This is a genomic window from Ruegeria sp. AK11 (genome assembly GCF_056541095.1).
In genome coordinates, this window is sequence record NZ_JBQFXU010000003.1 from 378,155 (window position 1) to 403,932 (window position 25,778).

A 25,778-nucleotide genomic window follows, 5' to 3' on the forward strand; every position below is an offset into this window, starting at 1 on the left:
GGCGGGCTGTTCTCAGCCCGCCGCTGCGATCAATTCGCGGGTATAGTCGGTCTGGGCATTTTCGAACAAATCCTCGGCCGCGCCCATTTCGACCACATCGCCGTTGCGCATGACGACCACGTTGTGCGACATGGCCCGGACCACTTTCAGGTCATGGCTGATGAACAGATAGGCCAGCCCGTATTTCTGTTGCAGATTGCGCAGCAGATCGACGATCTGAACCTGAACGGTCATATCCAGCGCGCTGGTCGGCTCGTCCAAGACCAGCAGTTTGGGCCGCAGAACCATCGCGCGGGCAATGGCGATGCGCTGACGCTGACCGCCGGAAAACTCGTGCGGGTATCGATCCATCGTTGTCGGATCCAGCCCCACTTCGGTCATCACCTCGGCCACAAGTTCGCGTGGCGCACGGTCCGGGTCGACTTTGTGAATGGCCAGACCTTCCGCAATGATCTGCTGACAGGTCATCCGCGGGCTGAGGCTGCCAAACGGGTCCTGAAACACGATCTGCATGTCCTTGCGCAACCGGCGCAGTTCCCGCGTGGACCATTTGCGCACGTCCTGATCGCGAAAGGTGATGCCACCCTCGGACGCAATCAGCCGCATTATGGCCAGTGCCAGTGTGGTCTTGCCCGACCCGCTTTCGCCAACAATCCCCAACGTCTCACCCGCGCGCACGCTGAGGGTCGCGTCGTTCACCGCTTTCACATATCCAACCGTACGCTTCAGAAACCCGCGCTGGATCGGGAACCAGACCTTAAGGTGGTCGGTGCGTGCGACCTCTTCCGCATCTGTGGCAACGGGTTCAGGCTGACCCGACGGTTCTGCCGCCAGTAGTTTGCGGGTATAGGGGTGCTGCGGGTTTTCGAATATCTCGGCCGTCACGCCGGTCTCGACAATCTCGCCGTCTTTCATCACACAGACCCGGTCGGCGATGCGGCGCACGATGCCCAGATCATGAGTGATAAACAGCATCCCCATGTTTTCCGATTTCTGCAATTCAGCCAGCAGCTCGAGGATCTGCGCCTGAATGGTCACATCCAGTGCCGTTGTCGGCTCATCCGCGATCAGGATGTCCGGTTTGTTGGCAAGGGCCATGGCGATCATCACCCGCTGCCGCTGACCGCCTGACAACTGATGCGGATAGCTGTCCAGCCGGTCTTGAGGATCGCGGATACCGACCTTGGTCAGCAATTCGACAATCCTGTCCCGTGCCACATCGCCAGCCACACCCTGATGCAGGGCCAGCGATTCAGCCATCTGTTTCTGGATCGTGTGCAAAGGGTTCAGCGACGTCATCGGCTCTTGAAAGATAAAGCTGATGTCGTTGCCCCGCACATCCATCAGACGCTGTTCCGAGGCGCCAATCATCTCTTGCCCGTCATAGGTGACCGAGCCTTCGACCAAGGCGCTGTCGCCCAGCAGGGAAACGGTCGATAACGCCGTCACGGATTTTCCTGATCCGGATTCACCCACCAGCGCGACGGTTTCCCCGCGGTCCACAGTGAAGGACACGCCTTTGACGGCCGCGTTGACCTGCCCATCCTGACGGAACGAGACCTTGAGGTTTTTCACATCCAGCAAGCTCATGAGAAGGTCTTTCTGGGATCGAACGCATCCCGCACGCCTTCAAAGATGAAGACCAGTAGCGACAGCATGATGGCAAAGGTGAAGAAGGCGGTGAAGGCCAGCCATGGGGCCTGCAGGTTCTGTTTGGCCTGCAAGGTCAGCTCTCCCAGCGAGGGGGCCGAGGATGGCAGGCCAAAGCCCAGATAATCCAGCGAAGCCAGCCCGCCGATGGTTCCGGTGACGATGAACGGCATGAAGGTCAGCGTGGCCACCATCGCATTGGGCAGCATATGGCGGAACATGATCGTCATGTTGCCCACGCCCAGCGCCCGCGCGGCGCGCACATATTCAAGGTTCCGCGCCCGCAGGAACTCGGCGCGCACCACGCCAACCAGCCCGGTCCAGCTGAACAGGATCATCAGCGCGACCAGCAACCAGAAACTTCGCCCCAGCACCGCAAACATGATGATGATGACATAAAGCGACGGGGTTGCGGACCAGATCTCGATGATCCGCTGAAAGATCAGGTCCAGCCACCCACCAAAGAACCCTTGGATGGCGCCCGCGAAAATCCCGATAAGGCTTGCCGCGCCCGTCACAAGCAGCGTGAACAGGATCGAAAGGCGAAAGCCGTAAATCACGCGGGCCAGCACATCGCGCTTGGTATCATCGGTACCCAGCAGGTTCTGGCCGTTGGGCGGCAGGGGCGCCGCGCCGGGCCGGTCCACCGAGGTATTGAAGGAATAAGGGATCAACGGCCAGAGCGACCAGCCGCGTTCAAAACCCTCGGCCTGGAATGTACCGGCGTCGATCTGTTCGATGATGCCTTCGGGATCATCGAAACAGTCTTCCAATCCACCGCTGTCGATCAGGCACTGAACCTCGGGGTCGCGATAGATCGCTTCGGTCTGGAAATCACCGCCAAATTCGGTTTCGGCATAGAAGTTGAAAACCGGCGTAAAGTACTCTCCCCGATACTTTACAAGGATGGGTTTGTCGTTGGCGATGAACTCGGCAAACAACGACAGGCCGAACAATACCGCGAAGATGATCAGCGACCAGAAGGCCCGTCTGTTGCGGCGGAAGTTGCTCCAGCGGCGCTGGTTCAGCGGGGACAAAGCCATTTACCCCTCCCGCTTTTCGAAATCGATGCGCGGGTCGACCAGCACATACATCAGGTCGCTGATAATGCCGACGACCAGCCCCATCAGACCGAAGATGAACAGCGTGCCGAAGATCACCGGGTAATCGCGCGCAACGGCAGCTTCGAACCCCAAACGGCCCAGTCCATCCAGCGAGAAGATTGTCTCGATAATAATCGACCCACCAAAAAACACCCCGATGAACACGGCCGGGAACCCTGCAATCACAATCAGCATCGCGTTGCGGAAGACATGACCGTACAGAACCTTGCGTTCACTCAGCCCTTTGGCGCGGGCTGTCATGACATACTGTTTCTTGATCTCATCCAGAAACGAGTTCTTGGTCAGCAGGGTCAGTGTCGCAAAAGCCGAGATTGTCAGCGCAATCGTCGGCAACGCTATGTGCCAGAAATAATCCGTGATCTTGCCAAAGAAACTCAGGCTGTCCCAATTGTCCGACGTCAGGCCACGCAGCGGGAAGATTTGCCAGTATGACCCGCCAGCAAAAAGCACCAGCAGCAGGATCGCAAACAGAAAGCCCGGAATGGCATAGGCCACAATAATCGCCCCGCTTGTCCAGGTATCGAATTGCGATCCATCCTTGACCGCCTTTCGAATACCCAGCGGGATCGAGACCAGATAGGCAATCAGGGTCGACCACAGCCCCAGCGAGATCGAGACCGGCATCTTTTCAAGCACCAGGTCGATCACGCTGATCGAGCGGAAATAACTCTCGCCGAAATCAAACGTCAGATAGTTGCCCATCATGATCAGGAACCGTTCAAGCGGGGGCTTGTCGAAGCCGAATTCTTTTTCCAGCTCAGCAATAAACTCGGGCGGAAGGCCGCGCGCACCGACATATTTGTCGTCGAAGACACCGCCCGCCGGTTCGGAACCCGCTCCGGCGTCGCCCCCACCGGCGAACCCGGCGAATACGTCACCCTGACCTTCGATTTGCGCGATGATCTGTTCGACCGGCCCGCCCGGTACGAACTGGACCAGCGTGAAGTTGACGATCATGATACCCAGAAGGGTCGGAATGATCAGCAATAAGCGTCTTAGTATATAGGCGCCCATGTTATCGCAGCGCGCCTTTCGCTTTCAACGCAGCCTGTTTTTCCGGATTGATCCACCACAGATCAAGATAACCCAGTGAATAGGGCGGCAGGTTTTCCGGGTATTCGTACATATCGTAATATGCTGTCCAGTATTCTGCGATGTACCCCACGGGGATTACGAAAAACTCGTACCGCAAGGCGCGATCCAAAGCCATCAACGCCGTGTCCTGATCCGCCTGATTGTCCGTTTCAAAGGACGCCTCGATGATCGCGTCGACCAAGGGACTAGCCAGACCTGCCGGGTTGAACAGACTAAAGGCCGCTTCTTCCGATCCGTACATCTGGCTCAGACCGCCCCCGGTAGACAAGAACGATCCGTAGCGCGTGGAATAGACCATGTCATAATCCCGCTCGCGGCTGCGCAAAGTGTATTGCGCCGGATCAACTTTCTCGGTCGAGGCATCCACCCCGATGGATTGCAGGTTCTGGACATAGGTTTCGATCATCGTTGCGGTCGAGGTCGGCAGGTTTGAAGGATATGGAATATTCACCTTCAAAGTCTGCCCGTCGGTATTGCGACGAATATTGCCTTCGCCGACGGACCAGCCTGCCTCGTCCAGCATGTTGGCAGCTTTGCGCAGGTTTTTTCGGTCATTCAGGCGTGCAGGGTTTGATTCGTGCGCCACAACAGCGGGTTCCGTCAGGACATCTTCGGGAACGACGTCGCCAAGCGCCTGCAGGAACGCCAGCTCCGCCCCTTCAGGCAGGCCTTGCGCCTCGATCGGGGTTCCTTGCGTGAAAGAATTCCGCGGCGTGTTAAGGCCGAACAACAATGACTCGTTCGTCCATTCGAAATTGAAGGCCAGGGCCAGGGCCTTGCGAACATTCTTGTCGGCAAATTGCGGCTTTCCAAGGTTGAAGACAAAGCCCGAAGGTGTCGGCGGGCTGCCATCCGCGATCTCATCCCGAATAACTGTGCCTTCATCCAGCTTTGGGAAATCATACCCGGTCGCCCAAAGCTTGGGATCACTTTCGATCCGGAATGTGTATTCACCCGCCTTGAAACCCTCGAACGCTGCCGTCTGATCGGCGAAATACTCAACCCGGATTGTATCGAAGTTGTTGCGCCCGACATTGAAAGGCAGGTCCTTGCCCCAATAATCGTCCCGGCGTTTGTAAACGATGCGGCGATTGATGTCGTAGCTGTCGAGCTTGTAGGGGCCAGAGCCCACCGCCACTTCCAGCCGCGGCTCATCCAGCCGCCGTGTCTCATCCGCCTCGAACCATGCTTTTGAGAAAACAGGAGTTGAGCCGACGGTTTCGATCAGGCTGCGGCGGGTGACTTCGGGATTGAAGGTAAATTTGACGGTATGGTCATCCAACGCCTCGGCCCCTGTCACCATGCGGCCAACGGCCTGCGCGTAAGACGGCAGGCCCTGTTCGATGAACAAACGGTGGCTGTAGACAACATCGTCCGCTGTGACAGGCGTGCCATCCCAAAAAGTTGCTTCGGGGCGCAAATGGAAAATGACGTAGTTGCGTCCTTCATCAAACTCCAGGCTTTCTGCCACTACGCCGTAATACTGCCCGACACTGTCTTCGGCACTTTCAAACAGACGGTCATATTGCAATGTGGTCAGCGCACCGGCGCGCCCTTTGCGTGAATAGGGGTTTAGAGAATCGAACGTTCCAGAGGCTGCCAGCGAAAGCTCGCCACCCTTGGGGGCGTCGGGATTCACATAATTCAGATGCGCATAATCCGCCGGGTAATCCAGATTTCCGAAATACGAATACCCGTGACTGCGGGTGACGCCTTCATCCAGCGCCTGTGCTGCATGCGGAGCAATCAGAGCGGCACAGAGCCCCAAAATGCCAACCCATGGCCTTACCTCAAGATCACGTGCAGCAGGCATCAGGGATATCATATTGCTCATCCTCTCGGTCATTGTCACCGTCAATGTCGTAACCGCTAGCTAAAGTGCCAGCACGTGCAGATTCAAGTTTAGAATGCGTGAGCACTTTGTGAAGGTTTCTTCAGACAAAAAAGCCGCTGCGTTGCGGCAGCGGCTTTGAATGGTTCTGATCGGTCAGGCAATCAGTTGCCGATTGTCTGCAGATAGGCAATCACGTCGGCGCGATCCTGCGGCTTTTTCAGGCCGGCAAAGCTCATCGATGTGCCCGAGATATAGCCGCCGGGCTTGGTCAGGAAGGCATCCAGCGCTTCGGGTGTCCAGTTGCCGCCATGCGCCTGCATACCGGCCGAGTAACCGGTGAAGCCGTTGGCCGAGGCGACGGGGCGATTAACCACACCGTACAGGTAAGGGCCGGTGCCGTTTGCGCCGTCTTCCAGCTTGTGGCACGCGGTGCATTTGCGGAACACTTTTGCGCCGCTCTCGACGTCTGCGGCGGCCAGCAGGTCTTCAAAGACCACTTCTTCACCGTCGGCGCTTTCGCCTGAGCTTTCGGTTTCGATAATGTAGGCGGCCTCAGCCGAGCCATGGCCACCGGAAGAATAGAGGACATCCGCCCCCCACTTGGCCAGAAGCAGCACAAGGAATGTGCCGAACAGGCCTGCGGCGGCCTTGGTTACTGTCATCGTGTCGAACATTGATCGCGAGTCCATTTCAGCTGTCTGGGCAGCTGTCTAAGGCTTCCCCTTGCGAGAGGCAAGGTATAGACACCGCGACGAAACGACCAAATCGCGAACTTGTTGCATGGAATCGACCAAATGACCAATCGCATTGCTTTTCAGGGGGAACCCGGCGCCTACAGTCACGAGGCCTGCCGCAACGCTCGGCCAGATATGGAAGCCCTGCCCTGCCGCACTTTCGAGGATGTGATCGAATCGGTCCGCTCAGGCGATGCGGATCTGGCAATGCTTCCGGTCGAGAACACGACCTATGGGCGGGTGGCCGATATTCACCGGCTGTTACCCCACAGCGGGCTGCATATCATCGATGAGGCCTTTGTCCGGGTTCATATCAACCTTCTTGCCGTGCCGGGTGCAAAACTGGAAGACATAACCGAGGCGCATTCGCATCTGGTGCTGCTGCCGCAATGTGCGGGTTTCCTTAAGGAACACGGCATCCGCGGCCGCGTCAGCCCCGATAACGCCCGCGCCGCCCGCGAAGTGGCCGAGGAAGGCAATCCGCATTCAGCCGCGCTGGCCAGCGAGCTGGCCGGTGAGATCTATAACCTGAACGTGCTGGCCCGCCATATCGAGGATAATGACGACAATACGACCCGCTTTCTTGTCATGTCGCGCGAAACGGATTTGTCCCGCCGGGGCGATCACGGGATGATCACCAGCTTTGTGTTTCAGGTCCGCAACATCCCTGCCGCGCTTTACAAAGCGATGGGCGGCTTTGCCACCAACGGGATCAACATGACCAAGCTGGAAAGCTATATGGTCGACGGCTCCTTCACCGCGACGCAGTTTTACGCGGATATTGTCGGGCATCCCGAAGACCGCAACGTGCAGCTGGCCATGGACGAGCTTGAGCATTTCACGACCAATGTCGAGGTTCTGGGCGTCTATCCGGCAGCACATCCGCGTGGATAATCACGGTTCGCGACGGCATTCCTTTGGGTTTGTTTGGATGTTGCCCGTTTTTTCGAAGCTGTTTGCAATGCCGGTGGCTCCCAACGTCCCGCGCCGCTGCGCCTGGAATCGTCGCTCTCTAGCGGTTAATCCGGTAGACCTTTGACACAGACCCATCTTGCGTGCGGTACGTCCGGAAACCAATGGCTTCGTAATAGGCCAGACCTTCGGTATTGCCTGCACCAATTGTTGCATCAATAGCAGGGAGACCATGCGCAAGGGCCGCGTCCAGAGTGTGCGCGAAAAGTGCACGCCCGATCCCAAGCCGGGCGGCTGACGGTCGGATATGGGTTCCAATCACGCCCCACCCCACTGACACGCCGTAGGGGTGGTTTTCGACCGCATATTTCAGGGACTGGAACCCAAGCACGTGACCACTCGGGTCCGTGGCGATTGTACACCGCAATTGATCCGGGTGGCGAATATAGTGCCTTAAGGCAAAATCGACATCGTGGGCTTTGCGCCGCTTGCCAGCCAGGACCAGATCGTGAAGGACGCCAGCGATCCCTTCGGAATCGCTGTCGGATGCGGATTTGAAACTCAGGTGGTCCGATCCCCTCGCACCTGCTGTGCGATCTCGTGTCTTACCCGCCATGCAGGTGCCTCTGCTCCAACTCGCGTGCGAATTCGCTGAGACGCACCTGGAACTGCTTGCGAAATCTGGATTGCCCCAGTTTCATAGATTGCAACAGCAACCGTGCCGGCAGGGACTTGGCGGCGAGTGACATTTCAACGCTCAGGCGCGTCCGGCGCGGGGACAGGGCCAGAAAATCCACGGTCGTGAACCCGGTGATACCCTTGCTGGCAGCGTCAAATCGCATTTGCGAAGGCCTGTAGAAATCCGTCATCACCACCGACATCTGACGCGGCTTTCCGCGCAGTTTGAACTCCGTATTCCATTCGGTTCCGGCAGTCACCGCCGCGCCACCGCCCAAACGGCGCACATCGATGCCACGGCGCATTGCCATACGCTCGAATCGTTCAAAATCCGACACCATGTCGAACACCGATTGGATGGGGGCCTCGATATCTTCTCGCGCTGAAAACTGCATAATGACCTTTGCTGTTTTATTGCTGAGCCAATGTTTCCTCAGTCCAGAGTATCTGCAAGCCAGTTCTGAAGCAGAAAATGAGCGATAGCCCCTTTGCGCGCTGGCAATAGCCTAGGATGATCACCGGCAAAGGCCTGCATCATTTCGGATTTGCTGACCCACATCGCCTCTTCTATCTCGACCGGGTCGATCTCGATGTCGCGTGACAGCGCCTCACCCGCACATCCAAACATCAATGAGGCCGGGAACGGCCAGGGCTGGCTGGACAGGTACGAAACCGCACCTACCGGCACGCCCGCCTCTTCCATCACTTCGCGGCGCACTGCTGCCTCAAGCGTTTCGCCGGGCTCAACAAATCCCGCCAGCAAGGAGAACATCCCGTCAGGCCAGCCCGGAGACCGGCCCATCAGCACGCTGTCACCATGCGTGATCAACATGATCACAACCGGATCGGTGCGCGGAAAGTGTTGCCCGCCACAGGACAGGCAACTGCGCTGCCATCCCCCCTGCGACACCTCGCTGGCGGCACCACATCGGGCACAGTAGCGATGCGTTTCATGCCAGCCGATTATTGCCTTTGACGTTGCCGCCAGTTCCGCGTCGCGCGCCGACAGCCGTGTCATGATCCGGCGCAGTTCGGCAAACACGTGGCCTTGCGGTAAATCCGGGTGTTGTTGTTCGGACTTGTCCACGAAGGCGCCCAGACTGGTCAGATCCAGCCCCTCGGCTGTCCATGCGGAAATATCAACGGCAAACACGGGGGCGCTGTCAGCGCTCAGACCCAAAAACACTGGGGATTCAATGACGCCACCGGGACCATTGCTGATCAGCGAGTGCGTCATCGGGATCATGGCAAGCTGGTCCAGCCCCTCACCCTGTACCAGCAGTTTTCCACGCCACAGCAAGACACAGCGGGCGGCCGGGTTGTGCATCGCCTCGGCCAGCTTGTCCGCATCTCCGCGATACTGCGCCGCCCGGTCAAGGCCCGAACCGCCGAAGGTTACCTGCTCTGCGTTTTTCATTGGATTTCCTTTTGATCTTGCGCACAGGGCTGCCACGTCTCGGCCTGTGTTGCAATGGCTATTCAGGGGTAGAAAATCCACCACCCTGCCGCTGAAAAGCCGCATGGTGGCCTCGGAAAAATCATCTAGAATGAATTTTGATGGATTTAATCAATACACACATTCAATAGCAGAATACTCAAAGTGAAGATCCCCTTCTCGACGCAGGTACAGCCCATTGGTGACAGTGGGAAAATTCGCATTCTGGCCACAACCGACCTGCATATGAACCTGACCGGTTTTGACTATTACACCGACACGCCAGACCAGACGATTGGATTAACGCGCACTGCCAGCCTGATCCGCGCTGCCCGACAAGAGGCCGAACGCGCGCTGGTGCTGATGTTTGACAACGGGGATTCGTTGCAGGGAACCCCAATGGGCGATTGGGCAGCCAATAGTGGCACCGCCCATCCGATGATGAAAGCGTTCCAAGCCCTGGATTATGACGCAATCGGACTGGGCAACCATGATTTCGGGTTCGGGCTGGCGTCATTGGGCAACATCCTGACGCAAGCCCCCTGTCCGGTCGTTTGCAGCAACCTGTATCGCACGCACGGCCCACAGCCCTGGCAGCGACACACCGTTCTGGACCGCACTGTGTCTTTGAACGGTGAAGACATTCCCGTTTGCATCGGCGCCTTCTCGGTTCTTCCGCCGCAAACGGCTTGTTGGGAGGCGCATAATCTGGATGACGATATCGTCGTCGAGGATATCCTGGTTGCGGCAAAGTCCCTGACGCAGACATTGCGCGACGAGGGGTGTGATATCATCGTCGCGCTTGCTCATTCCGGCCTTGGGGGCAGCGAGCCGGTAGCGGGGATGGAAAACGCCGTGATACCCTTGGCCGCGATCAAAGGCATCGATGCCATTGTGGCCGGGCACACTCACCTGACACTTCCAGGAGAGGGCCATGCCATTACCCCGATGGTCGATCACCTGACGGGGCTGGTACATGGAACGCCCGTTGTCATGCCGGGATCAGCGGGCTCTTACCTGGGGGTTATCGATTTGGCCGTGACCGCCGGGCCGGACGGCAAAGTGCAAATCCGGGATTGCTGCGTCGAACTGCGCCCGGTTATCAGCAACGGCACAGCCGTCGGGGAAGACAGTGAAATTGCGGGCTTGTGTGAGGTGGCACATCGTATGACCCTTCAATCCGTTGCCGCACCGGTGGCACATATCCCGGATACATTGCACAGCTATTTCAGTTGCTGTGCGCCGGATCGCGGGCTGACCCTTGTAGCTGCGGCGCAAGCCGCCGCACTGCGCCCGTTTTTGCAGGGAACAGACCTGGCGGATCTGCCGATTTTGTCGGTTGTTTCGCCAGCCAAATCCGGCGGACGCTCAGGCCCGCGCCATTATACCGAGGTACCCGCCGGAGAAATATGTTTGCGCCATGTCGCGGATCTGCATGTGTTTCCCAACGAGTTGCGTGCAATCCGGATCAGCGGCGCGCATTTGCTGGACTGGTTGGAGATGTCGGCCAGCGTATTCAACCAGTTAAAGCCCGGTTCCGAACCCGAGCTGATCAACCCTGAACGGGCCGGGTACAATTTCGACATCGTGTTTGGACTGTCTTATCAGATCGATCCCACGCGGCCGCCTCGTTACGATGCGCAGGGGAAAATAATCCGCCCCGACCAAAAGCGGATCAGCGATCTGACATATGCAGGCCGTCCCGTACGACCGGAGCAGATGTTCGTTATGGCGCTGAACAATTACCGCGCCAGCGGAGGCGGGCATTTCCCGCATGCGACAACGTCTGAGCTGATCAGCCTGCCACCGCTGAGCATCAAGGACCTTGTGCAGGTTTACCTGGCGCAGCACCTTCCGCCCGACCCGATCGCCACGCAGCCCTACCCGTTCTCGCTGATGCCGCAACGGGGCGTGACAACAATTCTTCGCACAGGTCCGGGTGCCCTGAAATATCTGGATGAGTTGCACAGGTTCGATCCCGTGTCGCTGGGCTCGGATGGCAGGGGATTTGAACGCATTCGCCTGACGCTCTGATGGGTTGTCTTTTCCCGATGCCTTCCCTATATCTCGGACTCGAGAGGTTGGCGCGGGCGAGCGCCTCGCCAACCTGGTCAGGTCCGGAAGGAAGCAGCCACAACGAGCCCCGCTTGGGTCGATGTCCAACCTCTCACTTCGTGAACCACAGCCGCAGGAGGGCTTTATGATTGTAGTGAAAACCCTTCGGGCAGACTGGTTCTGATTCACCGGAATCACCGGACTGCCTGAACACACGACCTGCGGATGCGCGATTGCCATCCGTTGGCATTGCTGTTTCTGAAAACAGGCAGATAAATGTCTTATACGCTTTCGGACCTGGGATGGTCCTCTCACTTTGCCGCGCAACACGCGGCTTTTCCTTCCGACACGCCCTTTCGCGTTACCTCGGTTCATCGGGACCGTCTGATCGGGCTGAGCCCGAATGGTGAAATCCCTTTGCTGACACCGGATAGTCCGACCGGTTCATATGCCGTCGGGGATTGGATTCTTGCGGACGCCGAATACCGCGTACGTCGCCTTCTGGACCGGCGCAGCCTGCTGCAACGCAGGGCTGCCGGTACAGGTGCCACAACACAACTGATTGCCGCTAATGTCGATGTGTTGTTCATCGTCAGCTCGTGCAACGCCGATTTCAACCTGCCTCGGCTGGAACGTTATCTGGCGCTGGCGCATCAGGCCGGATGTTATCCGGTCGTCGTCCTGACGAAAGCTGACCAGTCGGATGACCCCGGCAGTTTCTCGGGACAAGTGCAATCTCTGGACCCTTTTCTGTCGGTGCTGGCGATCAATGCGCTGGACCCGGCAGATGTCGAAAAGGTTCTGGCATGGTGCCCCAAAGGCCAGACCGGCGCGCTGGTCGGGTCGTCGGGCGTAGGTAAAACGACGCTCAGCAACGCCATGACGGATCAAAACCTCGCCACGTCTGGAATTCGCGAAGACGACGCACGGGGCAGACACACGACAACGGTGCGCGCGTTGCACGGGATGGGTAACGGTGGCTGGCTGATCGACACGCCGGGAATGCGCGCACTGCGTTTGCTAGACGCTCAGGACGGGATCGACAACGTGTTCTCGGACATCACGGAGCTTGGCCAAAGCTGTCGCTTTTCGGATTGTCAGCACGAGACCGAGCCCGGCTGTACCGTGCAGAACGCAATCGACGAAGGCGTTCTTGATCCGGCGCGGCTGGACCGTTGGCGCAAGCTGCGGCGTGAAGATCAGCGAAACTCGGAAACCGTTGCCCAATCGCGGGCGCGGGACAAGGCGTTCGGCAAGATGGTGCGCGGTGTCATGCAGGACAAGAAGCTTCGCAAACGGCCATAACTGCAAGGTGTTAGGAAAACCTGCGTCGCGTCTGATCAGGCGATCAGGCGCGGCCAGACCGCTGCATTGCGACGGGCAAATGCTCCGATATGGCCTATTTCCGGCAGTCCGAATTCAGCAGGCTTCAGAAGGTGGCGTCTGGCCTCGGGGCCATACAAATCAGCAAGGCGCCAAACCGCCTCGGGCGGAGCCATCTGGTCATCTTCGAACGTGAACAGATCCACTGGTGTTCCAGAACTGCCCCAATGCGCATCAGGCAAATTCTGCCCGATCTCGGGAACGTAGCTAAGAGGGGCTGTACACCATTTGCGCCATTGCCAGTAGACCGAGGCGGGCAGGTCCGAACCAAACCCGATTGCTTTGCCGGGTAGATAGCCAAGTGCCCGCACCATCAGCGGTGCATGGCCATACCAGAACAGCCCTGCCAACCCCCGATAGGGCCATGGGTGATCTTTCAAAGTCACCAGCCCCGAACACACACCGATCATTCGGTCGATCTGGTCGATATCCGGCTGCACCGGCCCCAGCATCGCACCGACGGAATGGCCGATGGTCCACTGCTGCGCCTTTGGAAACCGCCTGCGCATTTCGGCCCGTGCCGCTGGCATATCGATCAACGCCCAATCCGCCATTGTTGCAGTTGCGTCTTTCAGGCGGCCGACCAAAGAAAGCCCGTAGTCCCGATAGTCATAGGTCAGGCAAGCTATCCCCCGCTCGGTAGCCAGCCATCGCGCAAAGTGTTGATAATAGTCACGCGGCACACCCGTGGCACTGTTAAGTACGACAACGGTTTCCGGCTCACCCACTGGCCGGTACAGCCGTGCCGACAAGGTCACGGACCCTGACGGAAAGCGGAAATCTTCGATCAACACCGTCTGTTCCGTATCCAACATGATCCCCGGCTTTCGCTGAAACAATGGTTTGCCTGCCTTCGATGCCGACGAAACTAAGCCGGAACGTAAACCGCATCCAGCATGACCAAACGTCCGGCCTAAAGATCGGCTTGACTCGGAACGCGATCAGGCGCTAGCGGTTGTGTGATGGTTTCCGGCCCCCACAAGAGGTCGGGATGAAAAGGGAACACGGTGCGGTTTGTCTGGTCACACAGATATCAACCAAGTCCGCGACTGCCCCCGCAACTGTAAGCGGTAAGCAATGCCGAAATACCACTGGCCCACGGGCTGGGAAGGTCGGCAGAGCAATGACCCGCAAGTCAGGAGACCTGCCATCGGAACTGAAACCGAAACTCGGGCGGGGTGTCCGGGCAGGTCCTGACAGCGAGATGCTGTCCCACCTGCCCCAATATCCAGCCCACCACGCGCGGAGGGCGCAGGATGATCTGGAAGACAAAGTCACACGAATACAGCGCAACTGTGTGCCAGCGGACGGGCAATACCTGCCCGGCTTTGGCGCGACTGGCCCGCTCGATTTCCGAAGCCATGGCGCAGGCGGTTTCGGCCACCAGCGAAGATTTCGAATTTGAAGGCAACAGCGCGCTGTCACATTGCGCGGAAGGGTGCATGGCAACGATCCGAGCGCGATCCGACAGCGTTCGCGTTTTCTGCGGGGCGCACCCTGATACGGCAATTCGGGACCTTGATGCCTATGCCGATTTGATCTTCGGACCTACATTCAGCACGCTGCCCTCGGGCATTGTCGCGAACCCGCCTTGCGCCATGATCGAGGTTTCAACGATCCGGCCCCGGAAAACCGGCTACGCACCCCAGCAGCTGTCAGCTTGATCCCACTTCCACCTGTGCCGGGGTGATCCGGGACGCCCAGGCCAGCTGCGCATCGGTTTCGACAGCGCAGGGGCGCACGGCCCGCAGGCGGTCCAGTGCGTCGCTGGCGCGTTCACCGCATTCAACCATCAGTCGCAGAACAATCATCCCGGATCTGCCGCACCCCCCACGGCAATGCACAAGAACCCGGCCACCGCCCGACAGCGCATGTCGGGCCGTGGCGCTGACCTCTGGCCAGGCCTTCTGAACCGCCTGCGTCGGTGCTCCAAAATCTTCGATCGGCAGGTGAACCCACCGGCTGGCACGGCTTTGGATGTCGCTGCCAAAGTGCTGCGCGCCATCCTGAAGCATTTCAACATCCGTCGTCATTGAAATCACAAGGCCCGGTTTCCAAGCCGCAATCATATCCAGATCGCCGACGTAATCCCCGCCACGCCCGGGCATTGAAGTAAGGGCAAGCGTTCCGCCTCCGACCTGCAGAGCAAAAATGACCAGCTGCGACATGAAGTGCGTCCTCCCCCAAGGTACTCTTTAAGAAATGAGTCATTAAATCCGCTGGACCAGTTTAGTTGGAAACCAGCCCGTTTCTGAAACAAAAAATCATCACGCCCCACAGTGGACGCGGAGTGCCGCCGCCACTACGCTGTGCCGAAGCACCGAATCCGAGCGAGAAGACATGACAGACACACCAAGCCCCGCCTATCAGGTTCTCGCCCGCAAATACCGCCCGGAAACCTTTGCCGACCTGGTGGGTCAAGATGCTATGGTGCGCACCCTAAAAAACGCCTTCGAGGCCGACCGGATTGCGCAGGCCTTTATCATGACCGGCATTCGCGGAACGGGAAAAACCACCACGGCGCGGATCATCGCCAAAGGCATGAACTGCATCGGACCGGATGGAACCGGAGGACCGACAACCGAGCCTTGCGGTCAGTGCGAGCATTGCGTCGCAATCATGGAAGGTCGCCATGTCGATGTGATGGAAATGGATGCGGCCAGCCGTACCGGCGTCAACGATATCCGCGAGATCATCGACAGTGTCCGCTATCGCGCCGCCAGTGCACGCTACAAGATCTACATCATCGACGAGGTTCACATGCTCTCGACCAGCGCATTCAACGCGCTGCTCAAGACGCTCGAGGAACCGCCCGCACATGTGAAATTCATCTTCGCGACCACCGAGATTCGCAAAGTGCCGGTCACGGTTCTGTCGCGGTGTCAGCGCTTTGACCTGCGCCGGATCGAGCCCGAAGACATGATCGGCCTGCTGCGCAAGATCGCCGGGGCCGAGAGCGCGCAGATCGCTGACGATGCGCTGGCGTTGATCACCCGCGCCGCAGAAGGATCGGCCCGCGACGCGACCTCATTGCTGGATCAGGCAATCTCGCACGGGGCCGGAGAGACGACGGCAGATCAGGTCCGTGCGATGCTGGGTCTGGCCGATCGTGGACGGGTTCTGGACCTGATGGACATGATCCTGCGCGGTGACGCGGCAGGGGCGCTCACTGAACTGAGCGGTCAATATGCGGAAGGCGCAGACCCTCTGGCCGTGCTGCGCGATCTGGCCGAAATCACGCATTGGGTGTCCGTCGTAAAGATCACACCTGACGCGGCCCAGGACCCGACGGTTTCCCCCGACGAACGCACACGGGGCCAGCACATGGCCGAGGCCTTGCCAATGCGGGTTCTGACCCGGATGTGGCAAATGCTGCTGAAGGCGCTGGAGGAAGTCTCTGCCGCGCCCAACGCGATGATGGCCGCCGAAATGGCTGTTATCCGACTGACGCATGTCGCCGATTTGCCCAGCCCCGAAGAGCTGATCAAACGGCTGCAAGACGCCCCACCTTCGCCACCCGGCGGGCCGGGCGGGGGCATGTCACCGTCCCGGCAGGCCCCGGTGGCAACGCAATCCAACGCGACCCCGCCGCCTGCCTATACATCGCCCCCGCGCGGCGCGGGTGGCGCACCGGTTGCTGCACTGGCGCAGGATGCACAGACGGCCCTGGCCCGCTATCCAACCTTCGGGCATGTGGTGGAACTGATCCGCACAAACCGCGATGTGAAACTGCTTGTCGAGGTGGAAAGCGGCGTGCGCCTTGTGTCGTACCAGCCTGGCCGGATCGAATTCACCCAGACACCTCAGGCACCGTCGGATCTGGCGTCGCGATTGGGCTCTGCCCTGCAACGCTGGACCGGCAATCGATGGGCCGTCTCCATTGTCTCGGACGGGGATGCCGCGACCATCGCGGAAGTGCGGGACCGGGCCGAGCTGGCCCTGAAAGCCGAGGCCGAAGAACACCCGCTGGTTCAGGCCGTGCTGACGCAATTCCCCAAGGCAAAGATCATTCGGATCGAAACACCGGAGCAGCGCGCCGCCAAGGTTGTGACCGAAGCCCTTCCCGAAGTCGAAGAGGAATGGGACCCGTTCGAAGAGGATTAGGCCTCAGCCCGTGGGTCCACGTTTCAAGAAACCGGCATACTCACGCCCCTCCACCATGCAACTGAGGGAGGGATTGCAGGCACATAAATGATCGGTCCGCGACGCTCTGATCTGGACAGGCGGGAGACCTCTTGTGCCACCTGCCTGCGGTCCGTATTTAGAACCAAACAGAAACACAGGAGACGACTGATGCTGAAAGGACTCGGCGGGCTTGGCGGACTGGGCGACATGGCAAAGATGATGAAATCCGCACAAGACCTGCAAACCAAGATGACCGAAATGCAGGAAGAGCTGAACAACATGATGGTTGTCGGCGAATCCGGTGCAGGGCTGGTCAAGGCAACGGCCACAGCCAAGGGTGAACTCAAGGGGCTGGACATCGACCCGTCGATCTTCAACGGCGATGACAAGGAAGTGGTCGAAGACCTGATCCTGGCTGCCATCAAGGATGCTCAGGCCAAAGCCGCCGAACGTTCACAGGAAGAGATGGGCAAGCTGACCGAAAGCATGGGCCTGCCCAAAGACATCAAGCTACCGTTCTGAGCTTCATCTTTTCCCAAATACTCCCGCCGGAGGCTCCCTCCGGCGCAAAGCAGGACAGGCCATGGGCACGAACAGCGAAATCGACAATCTGATCGACCTGATGGCCAAACTGCCGGGGTTGGGCCCGCGCTCGGCCCGCCGCGCGGTGCTGCACCTGATCCGCAAACGCGCTCTGCTGCTGACGCCCCTGTCAGACGCCATGCAGCAAGTGGCCGTCACCGCCCGCGAATGCCTGAATTGCGGCAATGTGGGCACCACGGATATCTGTGACATATGCAATAGCGAGGCCCGAGCGACCGGCGAACTCTGCGTGGTCGAGGACGTCGCCGACCTTTGGGCGATGGAACGGTCAGGGGTCTTCAAAGGCCGCTATCACGTGCTGGGTGGCACACTGTCTGCACTGGACGGTATCGGCCCGGACGAGCTGCGCATTCCTCGCCTCAGGGATCGGGTCCTGGCCGAAGGGATCACCGAAGTGATCCTTGCCCTGAACGCCACCGTCGACGGCCAGACCACCGCCCATTACATCGCCGATCAGCTGGAAGGCCAGGTGCGCCTGACCTCACTGGCGCAAGGCGTGCCCATCGGCGGAGAGTTGGATTATCTGGATGACGGAACGATCACGGCGGCGCTCAGGGCGCGAAAGGAATTGTAGCCGGTTGTAGACACTAAAGCACTCGACCTTTAACCTGAGACATATCCGGCAGCCTTGAAGTAGTTCCAACACTCTTCGGGTGAGAAGAGGTCACAGATTTCCGTGAGAGCGTGGAACATGTCGGTGAATGTTCGCGCCCCGATCCTGCGCAGGTGCGCTTTGAGTTTCGAAAACGCCATCTCGATGGGGCTGAGATCGGGGCTGTAGGGCGGCAGGAACAGGAACCAGCATCCGGCGTTGCGCATGGCTTTGGCAGCGGCGGCATTCTTGTGCGTGGCAAGGTTGTCCAGAATGACAACGGTGCCTGGCTCCAGTTCCGGTACCAGCACCTGCTCGACGTAGGCCGCAAAAGCTTCGCCATCCATTGCGCCCTTGATGACCCAAGGTGCAATCAGCGCGTCGGCGCTGAGGCCTGCGATGAAGGTCTGTGTGCTCCATGACCCAAAGGGCGCATCCATGACCAGCCGCTCGCCTCTCTGAGACCAGCCACGCTGGCGGGTCAGATTGGTTTTGACAGAAGTCTCGTCAATAAAGACAACGTGATCCGGTCGGGCCGACACGGCTGGCAGGCGGTGTTTGAACCAATGGTCGCGCTGCTTTCTTACCCTTGCGCGGCGTCGCTCCGTCGCGACCAATGTCTTTTTTTGTACGTGAAGCCCAGCTTACGAAGGAACCGGCCAATTGCATCGGGGTGCGCCTGAACGCCAGTCGCATCCGCCAGCGCACCGGCCAGTTCGGGCATGGTCATATCGCCGTTCTGGTCAATCAGTTCGATCAGAAAGGTGCGATGCGGATCAAGCTTACCATTGCCGCGCGGACGACCCTGAGGCGCAGCTCTGGCTTGTCCGGTTCGTCGGATCGCAAGACCCCAACGTGCCCCGGTGGCCGGCGAGAGCTTCAAGCGCAACGCCGCCGCGCGACCACTTAACCCTTCTTCAACCAACTTCTGAAACCGAGCCCGCAGCGCATTCGGTAAAGGTGCTGACATGATCCATCCTCCCAAACAGGATGAATCACAAATCAGCGCTTTTGGGAATCCCTCACGATTCAGGTTTTGCGTCGGACGCTTTAGCACATCAATAAAGCCCGTCAGTTTCGTCAATCAGCACCGGCGGCCCCCAATAGTCCGCTTCAAACCGGACGCGCGCTCCACTGTAGTTTTCGAAATGAATCGTTAGACCGAGAGCATCACTCCTAAATAGTCCTTTCAGGTACCCGGTGAAGCTTTCGATGCTTCCGACCCATCCTTCCTCCTTTGTCAGCCTGAACTCGACCCACTTTTTCAGTTCTGTGCTGCGCTCGGCGTCCAGCTTGTATTCAGGCTGGCTCGTAGTTTCGCACTGAAAAACCCCATATTCGGAATATGGGCTGGCGGCATCTATGGGAGGCCAGTCGAAGATGTGAACCCGCGCCAAGAAATCGCCTAAGACTACATAGATCCCATGTTTGTCGCCAACTTTGTCTTCTGTCATGCCGCCATTCCACGCGCTCTCATCTTTGGTCAGAAAATACCCGAGACAAACGTCCGCGCCCCAAACCAACAGGTCTGAGCTTTCAAAAGGTTGCCACTCATGATCCAAGATTGGTGGATCAAAAAGTGATGGGCCTTTCTTACACCCATGCGTTTCGCAGTAGGATTCGGCGTCAAATTGGAACTTGCCGCTGACTTCAGCGAACCCCGCCCTGTCCAGAATGACCGAAGAGGTTAAGAAACAAGCTACAAATAGACTTTTGAATGCTGACATCCAGTATTGTCTCGTCAAAGTATCGAGAGGCATTGATCGGAACAAATGGCTTTGGATTTCATTTTAGCAAATGTAAATCTGAGCGGGTAGGATCAAAAGAAAATTAGTAATTTCTAAGGCAGATGACCCCTTTGTTTGGTCCAGCACGTCAAATAGGGTTGCGGCAAACAAGTTACTCAATACTGGAGACCAATTGTGACCCGACTTCTCGCCTTCACCCTCGCCGCCTTCACCGCAACCGCTGGCCTGTCGCAGGACCTTGTGGACAAGGGCTTTGTTGAAGGCTGGAACATCATGATGGACCCCGCGCTTGGGAACGGGTGTCTGATCCAGACGGTGTATCAGGATCTCTCGGTAGTGCGGCTGGGCTATGACGCATTGGATAATCGCGGGTATTTCGCCGTTTACAACAAGGCCTGGGGCGACATTAAGCAAGGTGAGAGCTATCCCATCCGGTTCGAACTGGACGGCAAGAGCTTTGATGCCACCGCTATCGGGTTCAATGAACGCAAAGTGCCCGGTGCGACGGTGTTTTTTACCGACCGGAATTTCGTCACCGCGATTGCCCAGAACAAGACGATGACGGTTTACAATCCCGCAGGCGAGGTGGTGATGGCGATTGATCTGAAAGGCACCGCCAAGGCGCTGGACTATGCGCGGGACTGCCAGAACAAGAAGCTCTAGCGAATCGGATCGAACAGCGCGTCCTTGGCGGTGCAGTCGCGAATTACATCGCGGCCGCATGGCACCGGATCAAGGTCGCGCGACAGGCATAGGCGGACCTCTTCGATATAGCCCTGTTTGCAGGTGACCGTGATCATATCGCGCTCCAGTTCCGGATTGGCTTTCAAAAACGCATCCTCGACCACCGAAGCCGGCAGTTTAACGGATGCGTCCAGCTTGCGGAAGACCTGCGGGCGTTCGACAGCGTCATAGGCACGCCGGGACAGGGCGAAATAGTCGGGCGCAGATAGCCCCGAACAGGTGCCGTGTTTCTTCCACTGATGCCATGCAAGGCCCGCACTACCCTGAATATCTTCCATTTCCCGCGTCATGCGGCGTGTTGGCGGCGCCTCGGGCGAGCGGCAGAAGGATGGCCAGCCCTGATGAAATTGCGGCCAGAGCCCGTGCAGGATCCATCCGTGGTCGTGCCGGTCGTCACATTGGTCTGACCCGCGCGCGTCCCCTTCACGGGCGCACCAGTTGGGCGACCAGCTGAGAGACAGGACGTAATAGTCGAACTCACCTGCTTTTTCACCTTCGGCCAGCGCTATCATCGCGCTGAAGACCCACAATACGACCCAGCGCATTCGCCTCTTCCCTTCTTGCTGCGTGGCGACTATATACGGGCCAAGTTCCCCGACAACGGAAACCTGCCCCAAGACCAAGGGGCCGCCGAATTCCGGCGACGGGAAAGATGTATGTATAGGAGACGGGCTGATGGCAAAACCGCTTATGGCCAAGGCAACCGCCGTATGGCTGGTGGACAACACCACGATCAGCTTCAAGCAGATCGCGGATTTCGTAGGGATGCACGAACTGGAAGTGCAGGGCATCGCCGATGGCGATGTGGCCGCAGGCGTAAAGGGCTTTGACCCGATCGCAAACAACCAGCTGACTCAGGATGAGATCGACGCCGCGCAGAACAACCCGCTGCACAAGCTGAAGCTCAAGTTCAACCCGGCGGCATCCGGCGAAGAAAAGCGCCGTGGCCCGCGGTATACCCCGCTGTCCAAGCGTCAGGACCGTCCGAACTCGATCCTGTGGCTGGTCAAGTTCCACCCCGAACTCAGCGACGGCCAGATCGCCAAGCTGGTTGGCACCACCAAGCCGACCATCCAGTCGATCCGCGAGCGCACGCACTGGAACATCTCAAACATGCAGCCGATCGACCCGGTTGCGTTGGGCCTGTGCAAACAGTCCGAACTGGATGCGATCGTGCAGAAGGCCGCTGCCAAGAAAGCGGCCGAAGGCGGCGTGATGAGCGATGACGAGCGTCGCAAGCTGGTTTCGACCGAGCAGTCGCTGGAAATGGACGCTGCGCCGAAAATCCCGACCGCGATCGAAGGTCTGGAAACCTTCTCGCTGTCCGATGATCGGTCGGATGAAAAAGACGACGAGCCTATCATCGACGCCGACAGTTTCTTCAACCTGCCCAAAGGCGGGGCGGATGATGAAGACGAGGATGATCCTCGTCTGTAACAGACAATCAGCCCCGGTCGGAACGGCTGGGGCTTTTTGGACGGACTTGTCATGCTGAGCATTCTTTCTGCGATTTTCGGCCCGCACCGCGCCGTAACGATCTACGCCTTTCTCAGGACATGGGGGCTGGGTCTGGCGGGTGGTGTTGTCATGATCGCCATCGTCACCACCTTGTTTCTGCTGGGGGACGAAGGCGAACACGAACACGAGGCTTTCCTGATCGTACCGGTTCTGTCCGCAACCCCGGTGAACGGGGACCTGAAGAACGGCGTCGTAGCCTCGGTTCGCTTGCCCGATGGATCGGCCACGTCGATTACGTCGACCGAGTCGCAGATTTCACAAACCGTTGGAACGACGGCCTGCGTGGAAAAACGCATTTACGTCAAAAGCGGCGAAGCCCGGTATCGGTTCAAACTGCCCCGTCTCTGCGAATCCGGTTGATCGAGATATCCAACGAAAAAGCCGCCCGATGCTGACACCGGGCGGCTTTTTCGTTCATACCACCTGAAAGATGATGCCTGCGATTATTGCGCCCCCCACACCAAGGCTCAGGTAAGTCGCAAACACGCGCGGTTTGACCAATGACCAGACTGCGGCCATCGCCGGTATGGAACTGACGGCACCGGCAACCATGAACGACATCGCAGCCCCCGCGGTCATGCCCTGATCGATCAGACCCGCCAGCAGCGGCGGCGCGACGTAAGAGTTCAGATAGGCCGGCATCCCCACCAGAGAAGCAACGATGATCGGCAGCACGCCTTCTCCGCCAACGACGCCAGCGATCAGGTCCGCAGGCACATAGTTGACCAACAAAGCTTCGAGCACATAGGCCAGTGCCAGCCACTTCAGCAGGAACAGCCCGTTGTGTACGAATTCCGAACGAAACCGAACGCGACGCTCGGGCTCTTGCCAGAACTTCCAGACCGGCTTGTCATCCGCTTTCGGACCACATCCGCAACACCCGGCAGGTTTGTATTCGCGCAAGGGCTGGGCAAATGCCCCCTGCCGCATCAGTAACCGAACCGCGAACCCGCCGAACAGGCCAAGCGCAACGGCGGCAACCGCCTTACCGATGGCAAAGGGCCATCCCAGCGCGGCAGCCGTAATCAAAAGCGTCGGCGGGTCGATCAACGGCGAGCTGAGCCAGAACGCCATCACGGCCGACAGCGGCGCTCCGAGTGCAAGCAAGCCCGCAATAAAGGGAATGACTTCGCAAGAACAAAATGGTGCAAGTCCGCCGAACAGGGCGGCCAGAAAGATCATCCGGGTTTCGCGCCCTTCAAAAGCGCGCGCCACCATCACCTCGGCCCCGGTTGCCTTGAGATATGACAACAGAAGCACAGCAAACAGGATGTATTGTCCTGTATGCGCCAAGGCCCTGACTGCAAAACTCGCAACCTCACGCAGGTTGCCGGGGTCGAGAACGGCCACCGCCACAAAAATGACCATGATCAATGCCCAGGGTGTCTTGATCATCTCAAGCGCACCTTTGGCGGTCAGTCGGGGCGATTGCGTCAATTCAGCCATCGTTGGCCGCCTTTCCAACCGCGTCAGCGCAGCATTCGCTAAGAATGAACTGCGCCAGCGTCTTCAATTCGTCATAACAGGCCCGGTTGATCGTGGTGCGACCGATCTTTTCCTGCTCAACCACACCTCCGGCTGCAAGAAACCGCAGGTGGTGCGCCAAAGTCGACGGGGCAATCCCCGTCCGGTTCTGGATTTCGCCAACGGTCAGACCGGCCTCACCAGCCCGCACTAGCGTCTTGAGGACTTTCAGCCGGGCTTCCGAACCCATGGCGGAAAATCCGGCAGCAGCAGTTTCCCACATGAGTTGCCTCCATTAAACTAGATCTCTAGTTTTGTAGTTTCACAAAGGACCCTGGTCAACCCACCTTGGGAAAATTATTCATGACACTGTAAGTCCAGATTGCCCCTGCCTTAAGTCCAACCTATAAGCAGGCATGGGGATATCGGTCGAAACATTCTTTCTTGAGCTCAACGGTCAGGGCACGTTGCAGGCCCAGATCCAGCAGATGATTGCCGAGGGCATTCTGTCCGGTCGCTTTCACGTGGGGGAAAAACTGCCATCCTCGCGAAAGCTGGCCGCACATCTGGGCGTCAGCCGCATCACGGTGACGCTTGCCTATACCGAGTTGCTGGCCAATGATTATCTGACGGCAAAGGGCCGGTCAGGATATTACGTCTCGCAAAACGCACCGGTTCCGCCCAAATACTCGCCCGTGCAGCGCGGCACAGAATCTGTCGACTGGGACAGGGCATTGGCGCGCCGCTTTCTGGACAGCGACGTCCTGCCGAAACCCAGCAATTGGCGCGAATACCGCTATCCGTTCATCTACGGTCAGGCCGACCGAACCCTGTTTGATCACGCCAACTGGAGATTATGCGCGGTTCGCGCATTGGGGCACAAAGACTTCGATTCGCTGACAGGGGATTACGTGGATCAGGATGATCCGTTGCTAATCGAATTCATCGCGCGCCACACCCTGCCGCGCCGTGGTATCGTCGCCCGCCCCGAAGAGATCTTGATCACCCTGGGCGCGCAGAACGCGCTTTGGCTGGCCTCACGCATCTTGCTGACACACAAACGCACGGCCGTAATCGAAGATCCCTGCTACTACGCGCTGCGAAGCCTTTTGAACCACTGGGACTGCGCTGTGACCCCCCTGAGCGTCGATCGCGACGGCTTGCCACCAGAAGCGATCCCCGACGAAGCAGATGTCATCTTTACCACCCCCAGCCATCAAAGCCCGACAACCGCGACGATGCCGATCGACCGCCGCAACAAGCTACTGGATCGGGCACGCGATCTGGATGCAATGGTTGTCGAGGACGACTATGAATTCGAAATGGCCTTTCGCAGCGCACCTTCGCCTGCACTCAAGTCCATGGATCGGGATGGGCGCGTGATTTACGTCGGCAGTTTTTCCAAGTCGCTGTTTCCGGGATTGCGGCTTGGATACATGGTCGGATCCGAGCCTTTCATCCGCGAAGCACGTGCTCTTCGCTCGTTGGTCCTGCGCCACCCTCCGGGTCATATTCAGCGCACGGCAGCGTATTTTCTGTCATTGGGCCATTACGACGCTCAGATCCGACGTATGTCGAAAGCCCTGCAAGAGCGGCGCGATGCGATGGACAAAGCCATCGAAGAAAGCGGGCTGACAGTGGCCGGGCGGGGCGTAATGGGTGGCTCATCAATGTGGATGTCGGCCCCCGAGCACGTCAACACAACGCAGCTTGCGCTAAAGCTGCAGAACCAGGGTGTTCATATCGAACCGGGTGCTCCGTTTTTCTCGGGGCCCGACAGGCCGCAGAATTTCTACCGCCTCGGGTACTCTTCTATTTCGACCAACCGCATAGGCCCCGGCGTCGAACTGATCGCGGATGCCATCCGGTCTGCCTGAGATCGCACTGGACATATTCCGCAGACGCGTCTGGCCCTAACGCAGGTCGCACCCTTACGCCAAAACCATATCAACCCCCGGGTCCCGGTGCCCGGTTTTCTCACTCTTGCTTGGAGAACACCCCTATGAAGATGACGACGGAAGAGGCCTTTGTTAAGGTTTTGCAGATGCATGGTATTGAACATGCGTTTGGGATCATTGGCTCTG

Annotated in this window: 26 protein-coding genes, 1 other RNA gene and 1 riboswitch; of the genes, 12 read left to right on the forward strand and 15 right to left on the reverse strand. The window is 58.6% G+C overall.

Annotated features, from left to right (window positions below; all coding sequences use genetic code 11):
- Positions 1–12: 12 nt before the first annotated feature.
- The 5 genes from ACR0D9_RS11550 to ACR0D9_RS11570 all read right to left on the reverse strand — a co-directional run bounded on the left by ACR0D9_RS11550 (position 13) and on the right by ACR0D9_RS11570 (position 6,377).
- Entirely contained in the window at positions 13–1,590 is a 1,578-nt protein-coding gene (locus ACR0D9_RS11550; RefSeq protein WP_480538851.1) for an ABC transporter ATP-binding protein, read from the reverse strand.
- Complete coding sequence (locus tag ACR0D9_RS11555) at positions 1,587–2,693, reverse strand: ABC transporter permease (RefSeq protein WP_267363535.1); 1,107 nt, start codon at positions 2,691–2,693, stop codon at positions 1,587–1,589. Before ACR0D9_RS11555 ends, ACR0D9_RS11550 begins: the two co-directional genes overlap by 4 nt.
- Positions 2,694–3,788: a microcin C ABC transporter permease YejB gene (locus tag ACR0D9_RS11560; RefSeq protein ID WP_209507735.1), complete on the reverse strand. Its 1,095-nt coding sequence runs from the start codon at positions 3,786–3,788 to the stop codon at positions 2,694–2,696.
- A gap of 1 nt (position 3,789) precedes the next feature.
- A complete protein-coding gene (locus ACR0D9_RS11565; protein ID WP_480538853.1) occupies positions 3,790–5,694 on the reverse strand; it encodes an extracellular solute-binding protein in 1,905 nt (634 codons plus the stop codon).
- A gap of 170 nt (positions 5,695–5,864) precedes the next feature.
- A complete protein-coding gene (locus tag ACR0D9_RS11570; protein ID WP_480538875.1) occupies positions 5,865–6,377 on the reverse strand; it encodes a c-type cytochrome in 513 nt (170 codons plus the stop codon).
- Between the two features lie 120 nt (positions 6,378–6,497).
- Here ACR0D9_RS11570 and ACR0D9_RS11575 point away from each other — a divergent pair, with 120 nt between their 5' ends.
- The gene (locus ACR0D9_RS11575) at positions 6,498–7,331 is read left to right on the forward strand and encodes a prephenate dehydratase (protein ID WP_209507731.1); all 834 of its coding nucleotides are present in this window, start codon (positions 6,498–6,500) and stop codon (positions 7,329–7,331) included.
- Between the two features lie 118 nt (positions 7,332–7,449).
- Here the strand turns inward: ACR0D9_RS11575 and ACR0D9_RS11580 are convergent, their stop codons facing one another.
- From ACR0D9_RS11580 to nudC, 3 genes are read right to left on the reverse strand one after another with little or no spacing between them, the layout of a single operon-like run.
- Positions 7,450–7,965: an N-acetyltransferase family protein gene (locus ACR0D9_RS11580; protein WP_480538855.1), complete on the reverse strand. Its 516-nt coding sequence runs from the start codon at positions 7,963–7,965 to the stop codon at positions 7,450–7,452.
- Entirely contained in the window at positions 7,955–8,422 is a 468-nt protein-coding gene (locus ACR0D9_RS11585) for an SRPBCC family protein (protein WP_480538857.1), read from the reverse strand. The genes ACR0D9_RS11580 and ACR0D9_RS11585 overlap by 11 nt, the downstream gene beginning before the upstream one ends.
- A 38-nt stretch (positions 8,423–8,460) precedes the next feature.
- Positions 8,461–9,444, reverse strand: coding sequence for an NAD(+) diphosphatase (gene nudC, locus ACR0D9_RS11590; RefSeq protein WP_480538859.1), 984 nt, complete (start codon positions 9,442–9,444; stop codon positions 8,461–8,463).
- Positions 9,445–9,627: 183 nt separating this feature from the next.
- On the opposite strand from nudC, the gene ACR0D9_RS11595 reads away from it, so the two are divergent.
- The 3 genes from ACR0D9_RS11595 (at position 9,628) to rsgA (ending at position 12,822) form a co-directional block, all read left to right on the forward strand.
- Entirely contained in the window at positions 9,628–11,496 is a 1,869-nt protein-coding gene (locus ACR0D9_RS11595; protein ID WP_480538860.1) for a bifunctional 2',3'-cyclic-nucleotide 2'-phosphodiesterase/3'-nucleotidase, read from the forward strand.
- Between the two features lie 40 nt (positions 11,497–11,536).
- Positions 11,537–11,635: signal recognition particle sRNA small type (ffs, locus tag ACR0D9_RS11600), an RNA gene on the forward strand.
- A 158-nt stretch (positions 11,636–11,793) separates the two neighbouring features.
- Positions 11,794–12,822: a ribosome small subunit-dependent GTPase A gene (rsgA, locus tag ACR0D9_RS11605; RefSeq protein ID WP_480488868.1), complete on the forward strand. Its 1,029-nt coding sequence runs from the start codon at positions 11,794–11,796 to the stop codon at positions 12,820–12,822.
- A gap of 35 nt (positions 12,823–12,857) precedes the next feature.
- Here rsgA and ACR0D9_RS11610 read toward each other — a convergent pair whose 3' ends face one another.
- Positions 12,858–13,715: an alpha/beta hydrolase family protein gene (locus ACR0D9_RS11610; protein WP_480488866.1), complete on the reverse strand. Its 858-nt coding sequence runs from the start codon at positions 13,713–13,715 to the stop codon at positions 12,858–12,860.
- 132 nt (positions 13,716–13,847) lie between these two features.
- Positions 13,848–14,066, forward strand: a riboswitch (cobalamin riboswitch).
- 90 nt (positions 14,067–14,156) lie between these two features.
- Between ACR0D9_RS11610 and ACR0D9_RS11615 the strand changes: the two genes are divergently transcribed.
- Positions 14,157–14,564 (forward strand): hypothetical protein, encoded by a 408-nt coding sequence (locus tag ACR0D9_RS11615; RefSeq protein WP_480484675.1) that lies wholly within the window; start codon positions 14,157–14,159, stop codon positions 14,562–14,564.
- Here ACR0D9_RS11615 and ACR0D9_RS11620 read toward each other — a convergent pair.
- A complete protein-coding gene (locus ACR0D9_RS11620) occupies positions 14,556–15,068 on the reverse strand; it encodes a protein-tyrosine phosphatase family protein (RefSeq protein ID WP_480488864.1) in 513 nt (170 codons plus the stop codon). The genes ACR0D9_RS11615 and ACR0D9_RS11620 overlap by 9 nt on opposite strands.
- Before the next feature lie 172 nt (positions 15,069–15,240).
- Here ACR0D9_RS11620 and ACR0D9_RS11625 point away from each other — a divergent pair, with 172 nt between their 5' ends.
- From ACR0D9_RS11625 to recR, 3 genes are all read left to right on the forward strand, one after another.
- Complete coding sequence (locus ACR0D9_RS11625) at positions 15,241–17,004, forward strand: DNA polymerase III subunit gamma/tau (protein ID WP_480484673.1); 1,764 nt, start codon at positions 15,241–15,243, stop codon at positions 17,002–17,004.
- Between the two features lie 189 nt (positions 17,005–17,193).
- Complete coding sequence (locus ACR0D9_RS11630; protein WP_209507712.1) at positions 17,194–17,547, forward strand: YbaB/EbfC family nucleoid-associated protein; 354 nt, start codon at positions 17,194–17,196, stop codon at positions 17,545–17,547.
- A gap of 61 nt (positions 17,548–17,608) precedes the next feature.
- On the forward strand, positions 17,609–18,202 hold the full coding sequence (gene recR / locus ACR0D9_RS11635) for a recombination mediator RecR (RefSeq protein WP_480538862.1): 594 nt from the start codon (positions 17,609–17,611) through the stop codon (positions 18,200–18,202).
- 29 nt (positions 18,203–18,231) lie between these two features.
- Here the strand turns inward: recR and ACR0D9_RS11640 are convergent.
- A protein-coding gene (locus ACR0D9_RS11640; RefSeq protein WP_480538864.1) for an IS630 family transposase occupies positions 18,232–19,190 on the reverse strand; the annotation gives its coding sequence in 2 pieces (ribosomal slippage) (positions 18,232–18,846 and positions 18,849–19,190; 957 coding nt in all).
- An 88-nt stretch (positions 19,191–19,278) separates the two neighbouring features.
- On the reverse strand, positions 19,279–19,947 hold the full coding sequence (locus ACR0D9_RS11645; protein WP_480538865.1) for a hypothetical protein: 669 nt from the start codon (positions 19,945–19,947) through the stop codon (positions 19,279–19,281).
- 195 nt (positions 19,948–20,142) lie between these two features.
- Between ACR0D9_RS11645 and ACR0D9_RS11650 the strand changes: the two genes are divergently transcribed.
- Positions 20,143–20,631, forward strand: coding sequence for a hypothetical protein (locus tag ACR0D9_RS11650; RefSeq protein ID WP_480538867.1), 489 nt, complete (start codon positions 20,143–20,145; stop codon positions 20,629–20,631).
- Here the strand turns inward: ACR0D9_RS11650 and ACR0D9_RS11655 are convergent.
- Complete coding sequence (locus tag ACR0D9_RS11655; protein ID WP_480538869.1) at positions 20,628–21,257, reverse strand: ribonuclease T2 family protein; 630 nt, start codon at positions 21,255–21,257, stop codon at positions 20,628–20,630. The two genes, ACR0D9_RS11650 and ACR0D9_RS11655, sit on opposite strands and share 4 nt — an antisense overlap.
- Before the next feature lie 130 nt (positions 21,258–21,387).
- On the opposite strand from ACR0D9_RS11655, the gene ACR0D9_RS11660 reads away from it, so the two are divergent.
- Positions 21,388–22,149 (forward strand): DUF1013 domain-containing protein, encoded by a 762-nt coding sequence (locus tag ACR0D9_RS11660; protein ID WP_480484669.1) that lies wholly within the window; start codon positions 21,388–21,390, stop codon positions 22,147–22,149.
- A gap of 51 nt (positions 22,150–22,200) precedes the next feature.
- A complete protein-coding gene (locus ACR0D9_RS11665; RefSeq protein WP_267363610.1) occupies positions 22,201–22,590 on the forward strand; it encodes a hypothetical protein in 390 nt (129 codons plus the stop codon).
- A gap of 54 nt (positions 22,591–22,644) precedes the next feature.
- Here ACR0D9_RS11665 and ACR0D9_RS11670 read toward each other — a convergent pair whose 3' ends face one another.
- Positions 22,645–23,676 carry a permease gene (locus tag ACR0D9_RS11670; RefSeq protein WP_480488856.1) on the reverse strand — a complete coding sequence of 344 codons (1,032 nt, stop codon included), beginning with the start codon at positions 23,674–23,676 and terminating at the stop codon, positions 22,645–22,647.
- On the reverse strand, positions 23,669–23,977 hold the full coding sequence (locus tag ACR0D9_RS11675; RefSeq protein WP_209507696.1) for an ArsR/SmtB family transcription factor: 309 nt from the start codon (positions 23,975–23,977) through the stop codon (positions 23,669–23,671). The genes ACR0D9_RS11670 and ACR0D9_RS11675 overlap by 8 nt, the downstream gene beginning before the upstream one ends.
- 133 nt (positions 23,978–24,110) lie before the next feature.
- On the opposite strand from ACR0D9_RS11675, the gene pdxR reads away from it, so the two are divergent.
- Positions 24,111–25,571: a MocR-like pyridoxine biosynthesis transcription factor PdxR gene (gene pdxR / locus ACR0D9_RS11680; protein WP_267363605.1), complete on the forward strand. Its 1,461-nt coding sequence runs from the start codon at positions 24,111–24,113 to the stop codon at positions 25,569–25,571.
- The last annotated feature ends 207 nt before the right edge of the window (positions 25,572–25,778 follow it).